The organism is Pantoea sp. Taur (genome assembly GCF_009830025.1).
Lineage (GTDB): Bacteria > Pseudomonadota > Gammaproteobacteria > Enterobacterales > Enterobacteriaceae > Pantoea > Pantoea communis.
The window spans coordinates 39,113-58,179 of sequence record NZ_SZZZ01000024.1; the positions used below are offsets into that span (position 1 = coordinate 39,113).

16 protein-coding genes and 1 tRNA gene are annotated in these 19,067 nt (G+C 53.1%); 10 read left to right on the top strand and 7 right to left on the bottom strand.

The features are described from left to right. Nucleotides 1-41: 41 nt before the first annotated feature. Complete coding sequence (yejK, locus tag FD744_RS22495; protein ID WP_034824985.1) at nucleotides 42-1,046, bottom strand: nucleoid-associated protein YejK; 1,005 nt, start codon at nucleotides 1,044-1,046, stop codon at nucleotides 42-44. Between the two features lie 158 nt (nucleotides 1,047-1,204). On the opposite strand from yejK, the gene FD744_RS22500 reads away from it, so the two are divergent. The 3 genes from FD744_RS22500 to FD744_RS22510 all read left to right on the top strand — a co-directional run bounded on the left by FD744_RS22500 (nucleotide 1,205) and on the right by FD744_RS22510 (nucleotide 3,356). Continuing rightward, nucleotides 1,205-1,432, top strand: a complete 228-nt coding sequence (locus FD744_RS22500; protein ID WP_034824987.1) for a YejL family protein — start codon at nucleotides 1,205-1,207, stop codon at nucleotides 1,430-1,432. A 23-nt stretch (nucleotides 1,433-1,455) separates the two neighbouring features. Continuing rightward, the gene (gene yejM, locus FD744_RS22505) at nucleotides 1,456-3,207 is read left to right on the top strand and encodes an LPS biosynthesis-modulating metalloenzyme YejM (RefSeq protein ID WP_160869492.1); all 1,752 of its coding nucleotides are present in this window, start codon (nucleotides 1,456-1,458) and stop codon (nucleotides 3,205-3,207) included. Between the two features lie 72 nt (nucleotides 3,208-3,279). Further along, nucleotides 3,280-3,356: transfer RNA gene (locus FD744_RS22510), tRNA-Pro, on the top strand. 53 nt (nucleotides 3,357-3,409) lie between these two features. Here FD744_RS22510 and FD744_RS22515 read toward each other — a convergent pair. Further along, nucleotides 3,410-3,961: a GNAT family N-acetyltransferase gene (locus FD744_RS22515; RefSeq protein WP_160869494.1), complete on the bottom strand. Its 552-nt coding sequence runs from the start codon at nucleotides 3,959-3,961 to the stop codon at nucleotides 3,410-3,412. Nucleotides 3,962-4,171: 210 nt separating this feature from the next. Between FD744_RS22515 and FD744_RS22520 the strand changes: the two genes are divergently transcribed. Both FD744_RS22520 and FD744_RS22525 read left to right on the top strand, forming a co-directional pair. After that, on the top strand, nucleotides 4,172-4,375 hold the full coding sequence (locus tag FD744_RS22520; protein ID WP_034824993.1) for a hypothetical protein: 204 nt from the start codon (nucleotides 4,172-4,174) through the stop codon (nucleotides 4,373-4,375). 80 nt (nucleotides 4,376-4,455) lie between these two features. Beyond that, on the top strand, nucleotides 4,456-5,181 hold the full coding sequence (locus FD744_RS22525) for a 4'-phosphopantetheinyl transferase (RefSeq protein WP_160869496.1): 726 nt from the start codon (nucleotides 4,456-4,458) through the stop codon (nucleotides 5,179-5,181). 155 nt (nucleotides 5,182-5,336) lie between these two features. Here FD744_RS22525 and FD744_RS22530 read toward each other — a convergent pair whose 3' ends face one another. The 3 genes from FD744_RS22530 to apbE all read right to left on the bottom strand — a co-directional run bounded on the left by FD744_RS22530 (nucleotide 5,337) and on the right by apbE (nucleotide 8,769). Continuing rightward, the gene (locus FD744_RS22530) at nucleotides 5,337-6,989 is read right to left on the bottom strand and encodes a multidrug ABC transporter permease/ATP-binding protein (RefSeq protein ID WP_160869498.1); all 1,653 of its coding nucleotides are present in this window, start codon (nucleotides 6,987-6,989) and stop codon (nucleotides 5,337-5,339) included. 85 nt (nucleotides 6,990-7,074) lie between these two features. After that, nucleotides 7,075-7,716 (bottom strand): DNA oxidative demethylase AlkB, encoded by a 642-nt coding sequence (gene alkB / locus FD744_RS22535; protein WP_160869500.1) that lies wholly within the window; start codon nucleotides 7,714-7,716, stop codon nucleotides 7,075-7,077. 15 nt (nucleotides 7,717-7,731) lie between these two features. Continuing rightward, nucleotides 7,732-8,769: an FAD:protein FMN transferase ApbE gene (gene apbE, locus FD744_RS22540; RefSeq protein ID WP_160869502.1), complete on the bottom strand. Its 1,038-nt coding sequence runs from the start codon at nucleotides 8,767-8,769 to the stop codon at nucleotides 7,732-7,734. 399 nt (nucleotides 8,770-9,168) lie between these two features. Between apbE and FD744_RS25420 the strand changes: the two genes are divergently transcribed. Beyond that, nucleotides 9,169-9,321: a hypothetical protein gene (locus tag FD744_RS25420; RefSeq protein ID WP_167347126.1), complete on the top strand. Its 153-nt coding sequence runs from the start codon at nucleotides 9,169-9,171 to the stop codon at nucleotides 9,319-9,321. A 312-nt stretch (nucleotides 9,322-9,633) separates the two neighbouring features. Here FD744_RS25420 and ompC read toward each other — a convergent pair whose 3' ends face one another. Then, nucleotides 9,634-10,734: a porin OmpC gene (ompC, locus tag FD744_RS22545; protein WP_160869504.1), complete on the bottom strand. Its 1,101-nt coding sequence runs from the start codon at nucleotides 10,732-10,734 to the stop codon at nucleotides 9,634-9,636. 555 nt (nucleotides 10,735-11,289) lie between these two features. Between ompC and FD744_RS22550 the strand changes: the two genes are divergently transcribed. The 4 genes from FD744_RS22550 (at nucleotide 11,290) to rcsB (ending at nucleotide 16,131) form a co-directional block, all read left to right on the top strand. Further along, nucleotides 11,290-11,562 carry a hypothetical protein gene (locus FD744_RS22550; RefSeq protein ID WP_160869506.1) on the top strand — a complete coding sequence of 91 codons (273 nt, stop codon included), beginning with the start codon at nucleotides 11,290-11,292 and terminating at the stop codon, nucleotides 11,560-11,562. An 81-nt stretch (nucleotides 11,563-11,643) separates the two neighbouring features. After that, the gene (locus FD744_RS22555; protein ID WP_034825009.1) at nucleotides 11,644-12,798 is read left to right on the top strand and encodes an MFS transporter; all 1,155 of its coding nucleotides are present in this window, start codon (nucleotides 11,644-11,646) and stop codon (nucleotides 12,796-12,798) included. Nucleotides 12,799-12,821: 23 nt separating this feature from the next. Next, nucleotides 12,822-15,479: a phosphotransferase RcsD gene (rcsD, locus tag FD744_RS22560; RefSeq protein WP_160869520.1), complete on the top strand. Its 2,658-nt coding sequence runs from the start codon at nucleotides 12,822-12,824 to the stop codon at nucleotides 15,477-15,479. A 1-nt stretch (nucleotide 15,480) separates the two neighbouring features. After that, the gene (gene rcsB / locus FD744_RS22565) at nucleotides 15,481-16,131 is read left to right on the top strand and encodes a response regulator transcription factor RcsB (RefSeq protein WP_034825012.1); all 651 of its coding nucleotides are present in this window, start codon (nucleotides 15,481-15,483) and stop codon (nucleotides 16,129-16,131) included. A gap of 41 nt (nucleotides 16,132-16,172) precedes the next feature. Here rcsB and rcsC read toward each other — a convergent pair whose 3' ends face one another. Next, nucleotides 16,173-19,025 carry a two-component system sensor histidine kinase RcsC gene (gene rcsC, locus FD744_RS22570; RefSeq protein WP_160869508.1) on the bottom strand — a complete coding sequence of 951 codons (2,853 nt, stop codon included), beginning with the start codon at nucleotides 19,023-19,025 and terminating at the stop codon, nucleotides 16,173-16,175. Nucleotides 19,026-19,067 lie beyond the last annotated feature (42 nt).

Sequence of the window (19,067 nt, forward strand, 5' to 3'; positions counted from 1 at the left end):
AAGAGAACGCCGCTTACGCGGCGTTTTTTTTTGCCTGGAAATCAGTTTCCGCCGGTTCGACGCTGTAACTGATCGCGCAGATTAGGCGGTGTGCCTTTGATGGTCAGGGTGTCGGTCGCGGGATCCCAAAAAATGCGCTCGCCCAGTAGCATGGCATCAAAATTCAGCGTCAGGCCGCCACCGCTGCCAGCAAACTTGGTCAACTGGCGCAATGTGCTACGGTCAGCCGGGAAGTGCTCTTCCAACTCATAACCCTGCTCCTGGGTAAAGGCCTGGAAGGTTTTCTCTCCCAGCGGCGGCAGTTCACTGGACAAATCTTCCAGCGCAATCTCCTCACCTGCCTGCAGTTGGTCGTTGCAGTAGCTGTAAACCTGCTGACGATAGTTCTGGCGCTCGTTCTTATCGAGATTCGATTCCGCGCAGTAATCATCTACCGCCTGCAGCAACCCCCGGTTCTGTGCTTTGGTATCGAGTCCAACGCTGGCACCGAGGAAATCCATAAAGAAATCGGCCACTTTGCGCCCGACGCGTCCACGCAGGAAGGTCAGATAACGGGTGGATTCTGGGTTGGTTTCCCATTCAGTAAGATCGATACGCGCCACAATATCCGCATGATTAATATCGAGATAATGAGTGCTGCTAATATCCAGTTGTTCATTGACGCGCATGCTTGACTGGCTGCTCAGCATCGCCACCAGCAAATACTCCACCGCCAGATAGCGATAGTGCAGGAACAGCACCACGCCACTTTCCGCAAACGGATATTTGCCCAGCTCATCACGCAGACGCCCGGTCGCGGCACGGCTAAAGGCCAGAAAGTCATCTTCCCCTTTGCGGCAATTGCGCAGCGCATCGGCCAGTTCACTCTCTTCATTAAACAGGCCATAGGCTTTGCTTTTGGCGCTGTACACCCGATGCAGCTCTTCTGCCATCTCTTCTACCGCACGGGTCGCGGGCAGCAAAGTGTCGCGCAGGACCACCTCAAGCTGGTTTTCATCACGTTTGACTAACTGATGCAGGGCAATCTGGTCGATATCCAGACTCATGGTAGACTCTCCTTTGGGCTCAGGCGCGTATTCAAACACCGCCCGCCGCTGCTTTCAACTCCACGCACAAACTGATCGCTCTGCTTGCGATTTAATTGCGGAAAAAAGCGCGTTGTTACGGTAATATACCGCCTTTTCACACTTGATTAGTCGACGATATGCCACAATCATCCCGTTATAGCGACGAGCGCGTAGAGAAGCTTCTCGCGCAGATGGCGCAGATTCTTGAAAAAGACAAAGCGCCAACCGACCTTTCCCTGATGGTGTTAGGGAACATGGTAACCAATTTGATTAACACCAGTGTCTCGCCGGCCCAGCGCCGCAGCCTGGCGAAATCTTTCGCGGAAGCGTTGCAGTCTTCCGTTCGCGATGACAACGCCCACTAAATTGCAGATCTGACCTCATAAATATGGTAACCAACCGGCAGCGCTACCGCGAAAAAGTCTCCCAGATGATCAGCTGGGGGCACTGGTTTGCCCTGTTTAACATCATCTTCGCGCTGATTTTAGGCAGCCGCTACCTGTTGGTCGCCGACTGGCCCGCCTCGCTTGCGGGCCGTATTTATGCCTATACCAGCTGGATTGGCCACTTTAGCTTTATTGTGTTTGCCGGTTATCTGCTGATTATCTTCCCACTCACCTTTGTGGTGATGTCACAGCGATTGCTTAGGGTGCTGTCGGCGATTATCGCCACTGCCGGGCTGACGCTGATTATGGTCGATAGCGCGGTATTCAACCGCTTCCACCTCCATCTGAATCCGGTGGTGTGGGAGTTGGTCATCAACCCCGACCAAAGCGAGATGGCGCGTGACTGGCAGCTGATGTTTATTAGCGTACCAGTCATCTTCCTCGTGGAGATGTTGTTTGCCACCTGGAGCTGGCAGAAGCTGCGCAGCCTGAATCGACGCTCATTTGGTAAGCCGCTGGCCGCGCTGTTTATCTGTGCTTTCTTTGCCAGCCATCTGTTGTATATCTGGGCCGATGCTAATTTCTATCGCCCGATTACCATGCAGCGCGCCAATCTGCCGCTCTCCTATCCGATGACCGCGCGACGTTTTCTTGAACGTCATGGCTTGCTGGATGCGCAGGAGTATCAGCGTCGTCTGGTGCAACAGGGTGATCCTGAGGCGCTGTCAGTGCAGTATCCGCTGAGTGATATCACCTTCCGCGATGGCGGCACGCGGCACAACCTGCTGCTGCTGACCGTTGATGGTTTGAGTCATGACAATCTGGATAAGGCACTGCCATCGCTGAATCAGTTTGCCAGTGACAACGTACGTTTTACCCAACACTACAGTGCCGGGATTGCGCCGGAAAAAGGCATGTTCGGTCTGTTCTACGGCATCTCCTCCAGCTATATGGATGGCGTACTTGCTGCGCGCATGCCTTCGGCATTACTTGGTGCGCTGAATTCGCAGGGGTATCAGTTTGGTCTGTTCTCCTCCGACGGCTTCAGCCAGCCCTTGTATCGCCAGGCGCTGTTAGCGGATTACAGCCTGCCAGAGGCGGAGGCTCAGCCAAACAGCACGACGGTGAACCAATGGCAAAACTGGCTCAATGGCCAGAAAGCCGAGGGTGCGCCGTGGTTCTCCTGGATTTCACTTGATGGCGTCAACGTGACTGGCGAAAGCATTAAAGCGCGTCAGCGCAGCTATTTGCGCCAGGCTAACAGCGTTGATGAGCAAATTGCGGCCGTGCTACAGACGTTGCAGCAACGCGATTTGCTCAAAAATACCGTGGTGGTGATTACCGCCCAGCGTGCGGTTACGCCGGATAATGATGATAATCCGGGCAACCGTGCAACGTTACGGGTGCCTCTGGTGGTGCACTGGCCGAATACGCCGGCGCAGACCATCGATCGTCTGACCGACCAGCAGGATGTGATGACGACGTTAATGCAACGTCTGCTGCACGTGCGCACCAATCCGGCCAACTATTCACAGGGTGAAGACCTGTTTGCTGCTCAGCGCAGCCACAACTGGGTCGCCAGTAGTGAAGAGGGCAAACTGGTGGTGACTACGCCAACCGTGACGCTGGTGCTGAATAACAACGGCAGTTACAGCGCCTACGATGCACAGGGCAATAAGCTGAAGGATCATAAACCGCAGCTGGCGTTGCTGCTTCAGGTGTTGACAGAAGAGAAGCGCTTTACCGCAAACTGATTAATAATGAGGCAGTTAAAACCTGCGCATATTGCAATCGTGAGCGGAACCAGTAGACTACTTCTCCACGTTCGGCACGTAGCGCAGCCTGGTAGCGCACGGTCATGGGGTGTCCGGGGTCGGAGGTTCAAATCCTCTCGTGCCGACCAAAATCCTATAAAAAAGCAGCCATTAAGGCTGCTTTTTTGCTTTCTGAAGGCCGCTACCCTCTGTCACGCTGCGCCAGCCATTCGTCACGCGTCAGCTCCCAGGTGCCCGCAGGTAACTCGCCCTCAACAAAAGTTTTGCGATAGGTATCCACTAACCGCATGCCAGTGCGTTCCGAGATGCGACGAGAAGCCAGATTATCCATCGCCTTGGGCACACGCAGACGCGTCTGGTCGAGATGGATAAACCAGAATTCGGTGACTGCTGCGCAGGCTTCACTCATCAATCCCTGCTTCTGCCATTCAGGCACCAACCAGAATCCCCGGTTATCTTCCGGCCCCAGACGTAGTGAGATTAAACCAATCAGACTATCAGGTTCAGATCGATGGCGAAGGCTCCAGTGCCACGCCTGCCCTGCTTTCATTGCGGGCAGCGCCATATCCTCAATATATTGACGGGCGCCATCAGCGGGATAAGGCCAGGGCACAGAACCGATCAGATGCCGCACGATTTCCCAGCGCGGGAAAACCTGCTGTACCTGAATCGCATCTTCGCTTCGCAGCGGTTGCAGCAGTAAACGGGGCGTTTCCAGACGCGGTATTTCCATAACAAGCTCCTTGGTTAACCCATTCAGTATTATCGTAAAACGGCCTGAGTGGGAAATCTTCTCGGAAATAATCAGTCAGTTACCGAAAGCAATCAAAGCGGAGCGGGATCACATTTTTCGTCAAATATGACAGCATTTCATCTGATTGAAACAAAACTGTCATACAGTTTAATTACTCTTATCCTTCCTGTTTTTCGATGGACACTTATTATGGTCATCAAAGCTAAAAACCTGCAGGACGCGGAAGAACTCCTGCATTCAGGTATCAGTAAAGTTGAACTGGCTTACGATATCGGCAGCGACGATTTTTTCCGCCTGGCTTCGCGGTGGTGTGACCGCGGTGCGCGTATAACCAAAGGCAACGAGCACTTTGTGGTACAGATCAAAGGCATGTCAATTCCGCCTAATCACTAAACGTGGGTGAGCCGCTTTGGCTTGCTCTTTTCACGGCTGACGGGTAAAAATAGCGTTTTAACCTTCAGCCGTGATGCTTAATGTTTGCTTCTGAAATTCCCCTGGCACTGCCCCCCTCTCCGTTTATTACCGCTGCGGCTATGACAAGTTCTCCGCTCCCTATTGCGTGGTGTGAATTTAATCAGCAGGCATGGCACAGCGATCTGCATCAACACTGGCAGCTCCCGCTACCACTGGCGCTACACAGTGCCGTCACCAAGCGTAAGGCTGAGCATTTAGCCAGTCGTTGGCTGGCACAACAGATGCTGGCGCGCTTCGCGATGCCTGACTTTATCCTGCGTAATGCGCCCGATCGCTCGCCTGTATGGCCGGTGGGGATTCAGGCCTCGCTCTCGCATTCGCAGCAAATGGCCGTCATCGCGGCAACGAAGGCGCCCCTGTGTATAGGCGTTGATGTCGAGCAAGTGATGGCAGAACAGACCGCAGAGGAAACGGCGGAGATGCTGATGAGCAGTGCAGAGCGTCAACGGTTAACCGCCGCTGCACTGCCGTTTGCAGCGGCGGCCACTTTGCTGTTTTCACTGAAAGAGAGTGTCTATAAAGCGTTGTGGCCACAGTTGCATCAGCTGATGGATTTTCTGCAAGCGGAGTTGCTGGAGTGGGATTTGACGCAAGGCCGCGCCACGCTCACGTTGACGCAGGACTTTTCACGCGAGTTTAACGCCGGTACTCGCCTGCAGGCGCACTTCTGGCGACGCGGCGACCGCGTTATCACGCTGATCGCTCATCCCCTGAATAACCCATAAAAAAACCGGCTCAGAATCAATCTAAGCCGGTGACAACACAAAACGACAGAAGTGTTCCAGGGAGACAGAGACGAGGAATCTCTGTTGAAACTCACCTTACTCGCCTGGCAACACCTTGCCCAATAAGGCTTTTTGCTAAGCTTTCCCGACAGATGTTAATGGCCGGTGTCGGTGCGCTTCACCGCATCCAGCGTAGCCATCTCACGTTCGTTACCGGTGAGTTCACTCAGCTGGCCTTCGCGCATCTCCAGCAAGCGGTCGGCGTGAATGAAGTAGTGATCATCATGGCTAATAGCAAACACGGTTTTGCCCGACGCCTGCAGCCAGGGCAGCAGTTCGCGGTAGAAGATGCGGCGGAAATGCGGGTCCTGATCGGCAGCCCACTCGTCCAGCAGCAAGATGTCGCGTTCCTCTGCCGCTGCCAGCAGCAACGCCAGTCGCTTACTTTGCCCTTTAGAGAGCTGCAGATTCAGCACCTTATTGCCTTGCAGCTTCAATTTATCCTGCATCTTCAGGCGTTCCAGCCACTGCTGCACCAGCCCAGGATTCGCTGGCTGACCGCCGTGACCGATCAGGCGATCAAACAAATGTACATCGGTAAACACCGCTGAGAAGTGTTTACGGTAAGCATCGAGGTTATGCCAGTCAACCACTTTGCCATCCAGCAGCAAACTGCCCGATTGTGGCTGGTACAAGCCGGTGAGCAGCATCGCCAACGTGGACTTGCCACTGCCGTTGCCCCCAATCAGGAACACTAACTCACCGCGACGCAGCGTCAGATTAATCGGTCCAACCTGGAAACCGTGATCGCCATAATGGAAGCAGACATCGCGCAGTTCCAATGTTTGCCAGTTACTCACCTGTGGCAGCACTTTGAACTGTGCATCATAAGGCGCGAGATCGAAGGTGTTGATTTTACGGAAGGCGACCTGCGCACTGAGCAAGGTCGGCAAGGCACCTACTGCGGCCAGTAACGGCGTGCGCAGGAACAGCAGCGTCAGTGAATAGGTAGCGGCCACCGCCGTGTTCGCCCAACCCAGACCGTTAGCCATAAAGAACACAATGCCAATCGCGCCCAGCATCATGATATTTGACCAGTTAACCGCGCTGAGATGGAAGGTATCGGCACGAACGATATGATGACGATAGCTTGTGGCGTTTTCCTGATAGACGTTGTCGTAAATCAGTTGAGCGCGCTCGCGGTTGAGCTGTAGCTCTTTGCGTCCTTCAATAATGGTCTGGAAATCACGATAGAGATCGTCTTCGATTTCACGCAGCTTCGCCATGTGTTGATAAACGCGTGACACCAGCAGCCAGCCGCCGACCAGCGTGATTACTAACCACAGCGAGGTGATCAGCAGCATTTTAGGTGACAGCCACGCCAGATAGAGCGCGGAACCCAGGGTAATAATGATGCCCTGAATCAGTTCCGGCAGGCGGACAAAGGCGATGGTGATGGCTCGCACATCACTGGTGAGTCCTGCCAGCAGTTGCGCGTTACCTATCTGCTCAATGCGTTCGACGCGTGTATCGAGGATACGTTTGATGAATTCGCCGCGCAGGCGCCAGACAAAGTGATGACCAAGCTGAGTCAACGCCAGTTGCGATCCCAGCGTCACGGCCATCAGCAGAAACAGCTGCCCCAGAAAACTCGGCAGCACAGAAATCGAGGTATTCACCGCGACGATCAGCTCGTTATTGATATAGGCGATTAAGCCGATGCCGAGCGCGGCGCTTAACAACGTCAGCAAAATGACGCCAATAAAAGGCCAGCGATACTGGCGATAAACCACATGCAGCAATACCATTAACAGATTCCGGAGGTCAACCAAGCAGCCTGCAGTTTAATGGCGCTCCGGATGATAGCAAGATTAATTCTCATTCACCGCGCCGTTAGTGGGCGCGGCGGAAAGTGAGATTAAAGCGAAAGGCGCCCGCTGCCGGGTGAATACCGGGTTTGAGCGGCAGAATGCCGTGATAACGCAGGCGTGAGGGGCCGCCCCACACCACGATATCACCGTGCTCCAGCAGCACCCGCTGCGTGGCATCACCGCGCTCAAAACCACCAAACTGGAACACCGCTGGCAGGCCTAATGACACTGAAACTATCGGCTGACGCAAGTCCCTCTCGTCCTTGTCCTGGTGCAAGGTGAGTTTGGCACCGGGTTCATAGCGGTTGATTAAGCAGGCATCCGGGTTAAAGCCGGAAAAACCCGCTTCCTGCGCGGTTTGCTGCGCCAGCGTGCGGAACAGCGCAGGCATCGGCGGCCATTTGTGCCCACTGGCATTATCCTGCTCCGTGTATTGGTAGCCGCGCGAATCCGTTGACCAGCCTAAGTCGCCACAGTTGGTCATCGCCACCGACATGCGATGCCCGCCCGGCGTGATGCGGTGAGCAAAGGGATTTTGCCCGGCAATCTCCTGTATTGCCGCCAGCAATGCGTCCGCTTCATCGCGCGCGCGGCGCCGTAAAATCACCGCGCCTTCCGCTAACGGTTCCTGCCAGGGTGCTTCTTCACTAAACAGATCCAACATCTGCGCCTCCTGCCGTTATTTGCTTTCCTGATCGATCAGGAAGGATTTGAACTGGGGTGACATCCAGTGCGTAAAGCCGTCACCCTGCTTGCTGATCAGATAAACCGCCAAATGTTCCTTGATTGCCAACGCTTGTGCCCGTTCGCTGCCCAGCACCATCAACCCGGTATCCCAGCCATCGGCTTCCAGCGCGGTAGTCGCAATCACGGTGGCCGACACCAGTTTATGTTCGATGGGGCGTCCGGTCGCGGGATCGATCACGTGCGAAATGCGTTTGCCGTCCAGCTCATAATAGTTGCGATAGCTGCCTGAGGTGCTGATTCCGTGCCCCTGTAAGTCAACGCGCGCTTCGACGGCGTTTTCACGATCGGTGGGTTTCTGGATCGCCACACGCCAGGGTTGGTTACTGGCATTCTGCCCACGGGTTAGTACTGCGCCCCCCACCGACACCAGATAGTCGGTAATGCCTTGCTGCTCCATCAATCGTGCCAGATGATCGGTGGCATATCCCTCCCCCATGGTCGAAAGATCGACATCCAGCGCGGGCAGATCTTTCTGCAACCACTGTCCGTCTACGCTCTGGATCACATGCAGATGTTGTAAGCCGGTTTGCGCTTTCGCTGCATCAATCTGCGTCTGGCTCGGTGTGTGCGCAGGCTGTTTGGTGGGCCCGAACCCCCACAAATTGACCAGCGGGCCGACGGTGATATCCATCGCACCCTCGGTTTTATGACCGATGCGCAGAGCTTCAACCACGATATCCGCCATATCCGCGCTCACCGGCTGCGGCTGATTACCCTGATATTGGTTGAAGCGCGACAGCACCGAATCCTTTTTCCAGGTAGAGAGCTCATGATCATCGCGATCAAGCTGCTGCTGAATAGCCTGCTGCAAAGCGGCCTGCCGTTGGGGATCGACGCCCGCCAGGCTGACGTGCCACTGGGTGCCCATGGTTTTCCCTTCCAGCACCAGTGCGCTACGGGAGGCCTGCTGGTCGCAGCCGAACAACGCGCTGGTCATAACACCAATTAGCAGAATATTCTTAATACTCATCACTTCCTCATCTGTAACTCATTAATTCATCCTGTTTCAAAGCATAAATCGCTTGTAAAACAGGCTAAAGCTGCTTGATGTTCATACCTGACTTGCACAGGATTGAGCGTTCAAGCCCCCAACCGCACAGGAGCGACAGATGATTTTTATGATTCTCGCTGTATCCGCCGTTCTGTTCATCTTCGGGACTTTCCGCTGCTGGCAACACTATCGCCATCGCCTGATTCAGCATTACCCCTCGCGCAAACGTTAAATTTTTGCACCATGGATTAATGATATGCACCGCTTCAGCGCTGCCGGAGTGTAGCAAATCAGATTGAGGCCGCGTGGCGCTGAGAGCGGTGACCTGGCATGAATTCTGCACCGTTGAGACTGAGTTGAACATCAGCGAGGTGCAAAATGGATAAGACAAAAACCCAACAAACCTGGCAACACTGGTTGCGCTTCTCCGCGTTTACGCTGGCAGGCGTCGCAATGGAAGGCAGCACACCCACGCCCCATACGTCGGTAGTGCCCGCGCCAAAAGCCAAAAAATGGCGCCCTGTATCGTAATATCATCACTCCGCTCGCCCAGGCCCGGATGGTCATCCGGGCGTCTTCCTGCCTTACAGTGAAACAAAGACTCTTCTGCCGCTATCGGTCAGCCGTTAAAAAAGAAAATCCCTGAGAAGTTGCCAGCATAAAGGCAGTTTAAGGCTGCACAGATGATGTTGCTGGTCGACGGTGCCATTGTGCGAATACAGAGGAGGAAACAGGCAAAGGAGATCGTGGAGGTATGACTAAGTGCGTTAATGCAACAGATGCAGTAGCGGCGACCCGAAGGCCGCCGAGGGCGCACGGTGGCGCGCCCTACCAAGCTTCAACTTAGAACTGGTAAACCAGGCCCAGTGCCACAATGTCGTCGGTGTTGATACCGGCCGCATTGGTGAAGTTGTTGTCGTCCAGCATGTTGATCTGGTAATCAACATAGGTCGACATGTTTTTGTTGAAGTAGTAAGTCGCACCCACATCAACATATTTTTTCAGGTTCTGATCGCCGTAGTTCTGCACGTTGCCGCGAGAAGAAACGAACGCCAGGGATGGGCGCAGACCGAAGTCAAACTGGTACTGTGCCACCAATTCCCAGTTATCCGCCGTATCCGCGTAACCGTAAGAAGTTGCGCTGCTGGAACCGAAGCGCGTTGCGTTGTACGAACGAGTGTACATCGCGGCCAGATACACGTTGTTGGCGTCATATTTCAGGCCACCGGTGTAAGCAGAAGCTTTATCACCACGACCCAGGATAGCGCCGGTGTTCTGGTTATTAGTACGGTCAGACTGGAACATCGCTGCACCGATACCGAAACCGGAGCCGATGTCATAAGTGGTGCTCAGGCCGTAACCATCACCGTTCTCACCCAGCACATCACGGCCGCTAGAGGATTCAGTTGGGTTGTCATTTTTGCCCTGATACTGGACTGCAAAGTTCCAGCCATCCACCAGGCCAAAGAAGTTGGTGTTGCGGTAGGTCGCCATGCCGTTACCGCGCTGGAACATGTAGTTGTCCGCGCCGTAGGTATCGCCACCGAACTCTGGCAATACGTCAGTCCAGCCCGAAACATCATAGATCACGCCATAGTTACGACCGTAGTCGAATGAACCGGCATCACCGAATTTCACACCGGCAAAGCCGACACGCGTAAAGCTGTTGGCGGTGCCTTCGTTTTCAGAGGTGTTAAGGGCAGCCTGGTATTCCCACTGGCCGTAACCGGTCAGTTGGTCTGTGACCTGAGTTTCACCTTTGAAACCGAAACGTAGGTAAGACTGATCACCGTCTGAACCTGAGTTGTCGGAGAAATAGTGCAGACCATCGACTTTACCGTAGAGGTCTAATTTGTTGCCATCTTTGTTGTAAATTTCAGCTGCGCTTGCTGAACCTGCAACCAGCAATGCAGGGATCATCAGGGAGAGAACGCGACGTTTCATTTTATTACCCTCTTTAATGTGCCTTTATTTATGCCACTGCAAACTGAACGATTAAAATTCAGCCGGCAAGCCATTGTTATTTTATACGGGGCAATAATCTATCACGAAAATGATACTAAATTTCCAAAAGTGTTTCATTATATTTAATAGTTATTTCCAAATGTAAATATCGTGGAACTAATAATCAGCACGGATCAACAAAGAATACAGCACATATTGGTAATCGATTATTTATCCATTTAATAACAACAACTTAAATTGACTCACCCTGCCGCACTGAATGATAAAACTAAAGTCACTTCAGCGCATACAATTACTCCCGCTATCATCATTTATTTCATTATTCCCTTCATTCACCCCGAATGAGTTGTTTTACCCTAATTCCCGCCGGACATGTTTGTCCGGCATTTTTTTTGCCAAAATCACTCATCCCCGCGTAATTTTAAGTAAAGTTAGTTGATTGGGTTAAATTAACACAATCTCTCCGGCGCATTATAAGCTATTTTTCGCACTTTTTGTTCAATCGATAGCCATCATTCTGCAATGTTAATTTCTGTGCGTAATGAAGAATACTGGAATATGCACTGGCCCAGACTCTCTCCTATTAGCCTAAATGAGTCTTCTCTTATTCAATTGGTTAAGGCAAAGTGCAGCGCTGATTTATTACCGATGATGATTTTATATTCATCCTTTTCCATCATGAAATTTCAATTTGCGACCGATTGTTCGCGGCAGGAAGGCCGTGAAAGTGCCAGGAAAGTTCTGGAAAAGCGTCACGCCACGCCAAAACTCGGTAATATGCCTGTTTCTGGCGCTCATCTTTTCTGAACTCATCGGTTTTGAACTGCGGTGAGACGTCAGCTTTAATGCTAAACTTCGTCGCTTTGACGGCTATTGAAAAAGACTTTTATGACAGCACTGGACGCCGCACAGCACAATCATTTGCATCAGCGTGTCAACATGGGGACACGCATCGTCTTTCTGATCGCCGGACTTTGCATGTCGGCATGGGCGCCATTGGTGCCCTTTGCCAGCCAGCGTCTGGCACTGAGCGGCGCATCGTTAGGTGGGCTGCTGCTGTGTCTCGGTGTGGGATCGCTAGCAGCGATGCCGATTACCGGTGCGCTGATTGCCCGCGTGGGCGGCCGCCGGGTGATGTTATGTTCCACGTTAGTGGTGCTGGCGATCCTGCCACTGCTCACTCTGCTAAATGTGATGTGGTTGATGGCTGCGGCACTGATGATCTTCGGTGCCGGGTTAGGCATGCTGGATGTCGCCATGAATGTGCAGGCCGTTGAAGTGGAGAAAGCGGCACGCAAGCCGATGATGTCGGGTTTCCATGGTTTCTTCAGCCTTGGCGGGATTATTGGTGCCGGTAGCGTCAGTTTATTGCTGGCCAGTGGTCTCTCGCCCCTGCATGCTGTCGCGGTGGTGATGGTGTTAATCGTGGTGCTGCTGGTGATCAGCCTGCCAACGTTAATGACTGAACGGTTGCATCAGCCCGATCAACCCTGGCTGGTGATCCCACGCGGTTGGGTCGCTTTCCTGGGGTTACTGTGCTTCATTCTGTTTTTGGCAGAAGGCGCGGTGCTTGACTGGAGCGCACTGCTGTTACTGCAAAACACAGAGATGGACGTAGCACATGCGGGATTGGGCTATGCCATCTTCTCCGTGGCGATGACAATCGGACGTCTCACCGGTGATAAAGTCATTCAACGTTTTGGCCGCTATCCCGTCATGGTCACGGGTGCGTTAGCCGCTGCAGCGGGTATGACGCTGGCGGTGTTACTGCCGTGGCCACAGGTTGCACTGCTGGCTTTCCTGCTGGTGGGATTCGGCTTAGCCAACACCGTGCCAATGCTGTTTAATGCGGCCGGGAATCAACACGATATGCCGTCGAATCTGGCGATTTCTGCCATGACAACATTAGGCTATGCAGGTATTCTTTCAGGTCCGGCTCTAATCGGATTTATTTCCCAGTGGCTCAGTTTGAGTGGCGCATTTTTATTGATCGCCCTGCTGCTGCTGGCCGTTGCCGCCAGTGCTCGCCTGGTGGCGCGCTAATCGCAGGATCCTGAGACACTATGCTGCCTTACAAATTTCCGCTGACCTCGGGTAACGTCACCCGCTTCTTCGTGGTGTTCAACCTGGTGCTGTTTCTGGCCCTGGGAGCTATGGTGCACAACAGTGTTAACGCCTGGCTTACTGAGAAGCGTTACGCGATGACCGATTTAGCGCGTGCCGTACAAAAACGCATCGACGCTTCGCGTTTCGCGACCTGGCAGATTTATGAAAATCTCGCCACCAGTGCGGCCGGATCTGCACCCAACACCAATCTTCTGGAAACCCGCCTGCGCCCGGATGTTTACTACCTGGAAAAGACGCGCCGTAAAACGGAGGCGCTGATCTTTGGCTCCCACGACAGCAGCACGCTGGATATGACGATGCGCATGTCCAACTACCTCGATACGCTGTGGGGTGCAGAGAATCCCAGCTGGTCGATGTATTTCCTCAATGGCCAGGACAACAGCCTGATCATGATCTCGACGCTGCCATTAAAAGATATGGCAACGCGTTATAAAGAGAGCGCCATCAATACGCTGGTCGACAGCCGCCGTGCCGAGATGCTGCAACAGGCCAATGCGCTGGACGAACGTGAAAGCTTCTCACCGCTGCGCCATTTCGCCTGGCAGAACGATCACTACTTTACCCTGCGCACCACCTTCAACCAGCCTGGTCACCTCGCCACGGTGGTCGCTTTTGATCTGCCGATCAACGATTTGATCCCGCACAGCATGCCGCTGGAAAATTTCCAGTTGATTCAGGATGCCACGCAATCTTCCAGCACCAGCAGCGACGATGCCACTAGCGAAACGACATCTGTTTCACTGGCGAATCCTAATCTCGTCATTGCGGCGTCACTGCCCAGCACTTCGTTACAGTTAGTATATCGCGTGCCGCTCACCAGCCTCGCTTTGGATACCCTGCATAATCTGATGTGGCCGCTGTTGATCAATCTGGTGCTGTTACTGCTCTCGATTGCCGGCATCACCTTATTGCGTCAGCAGTCATTGCGCCCGAACGAGAACCAAAGCGCCGAGTTAGATTCGCTGCGCATGCTGAATGAAGAGATTGTCGCGAGCCTGCCGGTGGGTTTGCTGGTGTATGACTTCGCTACCAATCGCACGCTGTTGAGCAACAAGATTGCTGAGCATCTGTTACCCCATCTGAACCTGCAGAAAATCATCAATATGTCCGATCAGCATCAGGGCGTGCTGCAGGCCACCATCAACAACGAGGTGTATGAGATCCGCCACGCCCGTAGCGTGCTGTCACCGCATACTCAGCTGTTTATGATGCGCGATCAGGACCGTGAATTGCTGGTGAATAAAAAACTGCAGAAGGCACAGCAAGTGTTGGATCGTAATCATCAGATGCGTCAGCAGCTGATGCAAAATCTCGGCCACGCCCTCAACCGTCCGCTAGAGAGTATGGTGGCGCAACTGGTGCAACTCAGCCAGCGTGATGAAGACGAAAGCGTGCTGGATTTGCTTGATGAAAGTCAGGGCCTGTCTCGTTTGGTCGATGACATTGTATTGCTGAACCGCCTGGAAGCACACGACTGGTCGCCGGATGCTAGCGTGTTCAATTTGCAGGAGTTGCTGGATGACATCGCGCTAGAGAGCCTACCGCTGATGCGCCGTAAAGGGTTGGCGCTGGTGGTCAACAACCATCTGGCCAACGACGAGATGCGCTTTGGCGATCGCCGTGCACTGCGCAAAGTCCTGACCACCCTGATGCACTATGCGCTCACCACCACGCAGTGGGGCAAAATTACGCTGGAGATTAAGGCCAGCGAGAACAAACCTAACTCAGTGCTGCTGCAACTGGTGGATACCGGCTCAGGCCTGAGTGTCGATGAGCTGGCCAATGTTGATTTCCCGTATCTGGGCGAAACCACCCAGGATCGTTACGGTCAGGCCTCTGGCATGGCATTTTTCCTCTGCAAGCAGCTGTGCAAGCAAATGGGTGGCCAGCTGGAGATCATCGCCAAACCCGATATCGGCACACGCTATAATATTCAACTGCCCCTCGCGCTGGAACTACAAGGCGAGCAGGAAGAGAAGCTGCTGGAAGGTGTAACCGCACTGGTCGATATCGCCGTCGAGGATGTGCACAAAATTGTTTGCCGCCAGTTAGAAAACTGGGGAGCGAATTGCCTGACCTCTGACGAACGTTTATCCGGTCAGGATCATGATGTGCTGATCACTGACGATCCCGCCCGCCTCAATGGCTGGGCTCTGCTATTAGCCGGTGACGAAATGGGTCACCACGCATTGAACGATCAGCAATACCGGGTCAATTTCAATCTCAGCAATGCGCTGCTTGACGCGCTGCTGGCACTGATTGAAAAGCAAATGGCTCATGATTTGATGGAGGAAAGTAGTGAAGATGAGGCTGCCACGCCGCTGTTGAGCGGAGGCTATTTCCAGCTGTTTACCGAGACAGTACCGCCTGATGTGAAGAGACTGTATACTGAGGCAGCGGAGAAGGATTATCCCTCGCTTGCTCAGACTGCACATCGCCTGAAAGGCGTGTTCGCCATGCTAAATCTGGTTCCAGGTAAACAGCTTTGTGAAGAGTTAGAAAATCACATAAAACTATGTGAAGATTTAACCATTATAAATACCACCAGTGAAATTGACGCATACGTCAACCAACTGCTGCAGCAAGGTAACCCATAAGATGAATAACCTGAATGTAATTATTGCCGATGACCATCCGATTGTTCTGTTCGGTATCCGTAAGTCTCTGGAACAGATCGAATGGGTCAACGTTGTAGGTGAGTTTGAAGACTCAACAGCACTGATTAACAGCTTGTCCAAACTGGATGCTAACGTTCTGATTACCGATCTCTCTATGCCAGGCGAGAAATACGGTGATGGCATCACACTGATTAAGTACATCAAACGTCACTATCCGGATCTCTCAATTATCGTTCTGACCATGAACAATAACCCAGCGATCCTGAGCGCCGTATTGGATCTGGATATCGAAGGGATTGTACTGAAGCAAGGTGCACCGACCGATCTGCCAAAAGCGCTGGCAGCCCTGCAGAAAGGCAAAAAATATACGCCTGAAAGCGTGGCGAAACTGCTGGAGAAAATCAGTGCTGGCGGTTACGGTGACAAACGTCTGTCGCCGAAAGAGAGTGAAGTTCTGCGCCTGTTTGCCGAAGGTTTCCTGGTAACGGAAATCGCTAAGAAACTGAACCGCAGTATCAAAACCATCAGTAGCCAGAAGAAATCGGCGATGATGAAGCTCGGGGTGGAAAATGATATCGCCCTGCTGAATTACCTCTCTTCCGTGAGCGCGACTCAGGTTGAAAGAGATTAAGATGTAAAAAAGGCGCACTTCGGTGCGCCTGTTCTTCTGTACTACCCTTTCCTGCTTTTTCTTACCCGCTCGGCATAGATTGCCAACGTCGATTTCAACACATCAAGCGTAACAGGCTTGGATAGGCAATTATCCATCCCGGCATCCATACAGCGCTGCTTCTCTTCTGCCAACGCATTGGCTGTCACCCCAATCACCGGGAAGGCATGGCCCAGCTGACGCAGGCGCTGCGTCAGGCGATAACCATCCATATTCGGCATATTGACGTCACTCAGCACAATATCAATGTGATTACGGCTTAGCACATTCAGCGCATCGACCCCATCCTGTGCAGTTTTGGTTTGATAGCCCAGTGTGCCGAGTTGCTCGGAGAGCAACATACGGTTAATCGGGTGATCATCAACAATCAATACCATAATGTCATCGTAACGGTTGGCCTCTTGCGGTGCGGCCAACTGCAACGGCGTGCTGGTTTCGCTATCAATATTGAGGCGATAGATGCGGCCAAGTAATGAAGGCAGATCGTGCAGCATCGCACTGCTCTGCACCCACTGACCCGGCGCGGTTTCCTGCGGCATGTCGATGTGCTGACCGCAGATGTGAATCTGCGCGCGCACGGACTGTGACACCGTATCCTGATGGTCGCTAATAATCACATCGTCGCTACCGGCATTACCCTGATAATGCGCGATCGCAATGCCCTGTTGCTGCAACAGACGCAGCAGGAAGACCGCGAGATAATCATTGCGCATATCCAGCCAGATGGCTTTTTCCTGCAAACCATCCAGCAGCGGCGGCGCAGGCTGTTGTCCAGCGTAAATGGGGATACGGATGATAAACTGGCTACCCATGCCCGGCTCAGAGTCGACCTCAATATCACCGTCCATCATGTTGATCAGCTTTTCACAGATTGCCAGACCCAGCCCGGTGCCCTGGAAGTTGCGCTGCACGCCAGAGCCCACCTGGAAGAAGGGATCGAACAGACGCGTCACTTCTTTCGCTGGAATACCGACGCCGGTATCGCGCACGCGGAAGGCTAAATACCCATCTTTGACATAAGCATGCAGAATAATGCAGCCGGTATGGGTGAACTTGATCGCGTTATTCAGCAGGTTAGAAATGACCTGCTGCAGACGCATTGGATCGCCATCCATTGTCAGCGGCACATCATTTTCGATCATCACATATAACGTTAGACGTTTACGCACCACCAGCGACAGATAGTTGCTGGCGATGTGATTGACCACCTCACGCGGCGAGAACGGGCGCGGCTCAATCTTCAGCTGCTCCGACTCAATTTTCGAGAAGTCGAGAATATCACTGATGATTTTCAGCAGCAGGCTCGATGAGTTGTTCATCGCCGTCACCAGCGATTCCACACCTTTTGGCAACGACTTGGTTTGCAGCAGGTCGAGGTTACCGATGATGCCGTACAGCGGAGTGCGCAGTTCGTGACTGACGGTGGCAAGGAACATGGATTTGGACTGGCTGGCCTGCTCTGCCGCATGCGCCATCTCCTGCAACGACTGCTCCATGCGCACACGCGCTGAGACGTCTACCAGCACGCAAATTGCTACGTTTTCATTGCGATAGCGTGAATGCACAAAGCTGATTTGCAGGTTGGTATTGGTACCGGTGAGCACATCGACAAAGTTGACCTGCTGGCCCCCGATAATCTCATTGAGGCGCTGACGATCTTCCTGCGTCAGCAGCGTCAGATAGTTGTGAGCCAGTTCGTTACTCAGAATATTGGTGCCGTCGCTAGTGCGCAAAATACAGATGCCGACCGGCGCCGAAGCGACAATTTTGCGGTTGAACTGCTCGTGCTCTTCCAGCCGATGTGCGTTATCTTCCGCTGGCAGGAACATACGGCGTTCGAATATCCATGCCAGCGTGAACAAGATCAATGCGCTGAAGATATTCAGCAACAGCGCGTTAATCAGCATCAGCTTGAGCTGATCCACCAGCACGTCAGTAGAGAGTGACCACACCACGTTAAGATTGGACGGCGGCAGCGGTTTCTTCAGGACTAACTGGCGATAGCTATCAAGATAACCAAACCAGGTGCTGTCATCCGGCAGATCGTCAAAAGAGTAGCCGGGGCCACCGCGACGCGAACTCAGCAACGGACGGTAGTTCTCATCAGTAATGGTGGCAACCAGCGGCAAGCCGCCCGGCTGAATAAACTCATCAAGACGGATATTTTGTTCCACGCCCAGCAACGCCTGTAGCTTGTTGGCCACATACACCGGCATCACCATATAGAAATTACCGACACCAGGCTGGCTGCTCGGCGTAATCCAGTACATCGGATTACGCCGCTCTTCTTCGTTGCCGCTGCGATAGTGCAGCACCCGCTCGCGCAGGGCTTTCAGGCTCCGTTCACGATCGACTGAATTGTTGTTACCAATGGCGAAATCGGCCAGACACTGGTTTTCACCCCCAATAAAGAACACCCGGTTGAGTTCGTAAGCGGAGGTGAAGTTACTTTTCCAGTAGTTGATGAAGTAACCCAGCGAATCGAGCGAGTTACGCCAGGTGTTACTCATTGAAGTGCAATCACCATCAGAAAACAGCGGCGTGAACTGTGGCAAGGTACTTTTACCGGCAGGCAGGCCATTCAGCACGTCCAAACCGTTGCTACTGTTACTTAAGCGGTTTTCGGTGATGTATTTCAGTTCACGCATGACGTCGGCCGAGTGGCGTACATACCATTCCGCCTGGCCATAATTGGTGTCAAATTCCTGGCGAACCGCGTTCTCTTTTTCGTGCAGTACGTTGATGATGAAGAAGGTGGTCAGCAACGCACCCAACGTCCAAAGCAGCAGCGCCAGCGCACGGAACAGATAGCGCGAGATGCGAAGCGTAGTGCGAAAGGAGACGAGATATTTCAAAAGAGACTCACTGGCGGTAAGGGGTTGTCAGGAAGTTGAAAA

What these genes read in the sequence shown, in the direction of transcription:
- FD744_RS22520 (WP_034824993.1), top strand. Translation starts at nt 4,172, where the DNA reads ATGGTCATCAAAGCTAAAAACCTGCAGGACGCGGAAGAACTCCTGCAT.
- FD744_RS22515 (WP_160869494.1), bottom strand. Translation starts at nt 3,961, where the DNA reads ATGGAAATACCGCGTCTGGAAACGCCCCGTTTACTGCTGCAACCGCTG.
- FD744_RS22555 (WP_034825009.1), top strand. Translation starts at nt 11,644, where the DNA reads ATGACAGCACTGGACGCCGCACAGCACAATCATTTGCATCAGCGTGTC.
- FD744_RS22530 (WP_160869498.1), bottom strand. Translation starts at nt 6,989, where the DNA reads ATGGTATTGCTGCATGTGGTTTATCGCCAGTATCGCTGGCCTTTTATT.
- yejK (WP_034824985.1), bottom strand. Translation starts at nt 1,046, where the DNA reads ATGAGTCTGGATATCGACCAGATTGCCCTGCATCAGTTAGTCAAACGT.
- FD744_RS25420 (WP_167347126.1), top strand. Translation starts at nt 9,169, where the DNA reads ATGGATAAGACAAAAACCCAACAAACCTGGCAACACTGGTTGCGCTTC.
- FD744_RS22500 (WP_034824987.1), top strand. Translation starts at nt 1,205, where the DNA reads ATGCCACAATCATCCCGTTATAGCGACGAGCGCGTAGAGAAGCTTCTC.
- apbE (WP_160869502.1), bottom strand. Translation starts at nt 8,769, where the DNA reads ATGAGTATTAAGAATATTCTGCTAATTGGTGTTATGACCAGCGCGTTG.
- alkB (WP_160869500.1), bottom strand. Translation starts at nt 7,716, where the DNA reads ATGTTGGATCTGTTTAGTGAAGAAGCACCCTGGCAGGAACCGTTAGCG.
- FD744_RS22525 (WP_160869496.1), top strand. Translation starts at nt 4,456, where the DNA reads ATGTTTGCTTCTGAAATTCCCCTGGCACTGCCCCCCTCTCCGTTTATT.
- rcsB (WP_034825012.1), top strand. Translation starts at nt 15,481, where the DNA reads ATGAATAACCTGAATGTAATTATTGCCGATGACCATCCGATTGTTCTG.
- yejM (WP_160869492.1), top strand. Translation starts at nt 1,456, where the DNA reads ATGGTAACCAACCGGCAGCGCTACCGCGAAAAAGTCTCCCAGATGATC.
- ompC (WP_160869504.1), bottom strand. Translation starts at nt 10,734, where the DNA reads ATGAAACGTCGCGTTCTCTCCCTGATGATCCCTGCATTGCTGGTTGCA.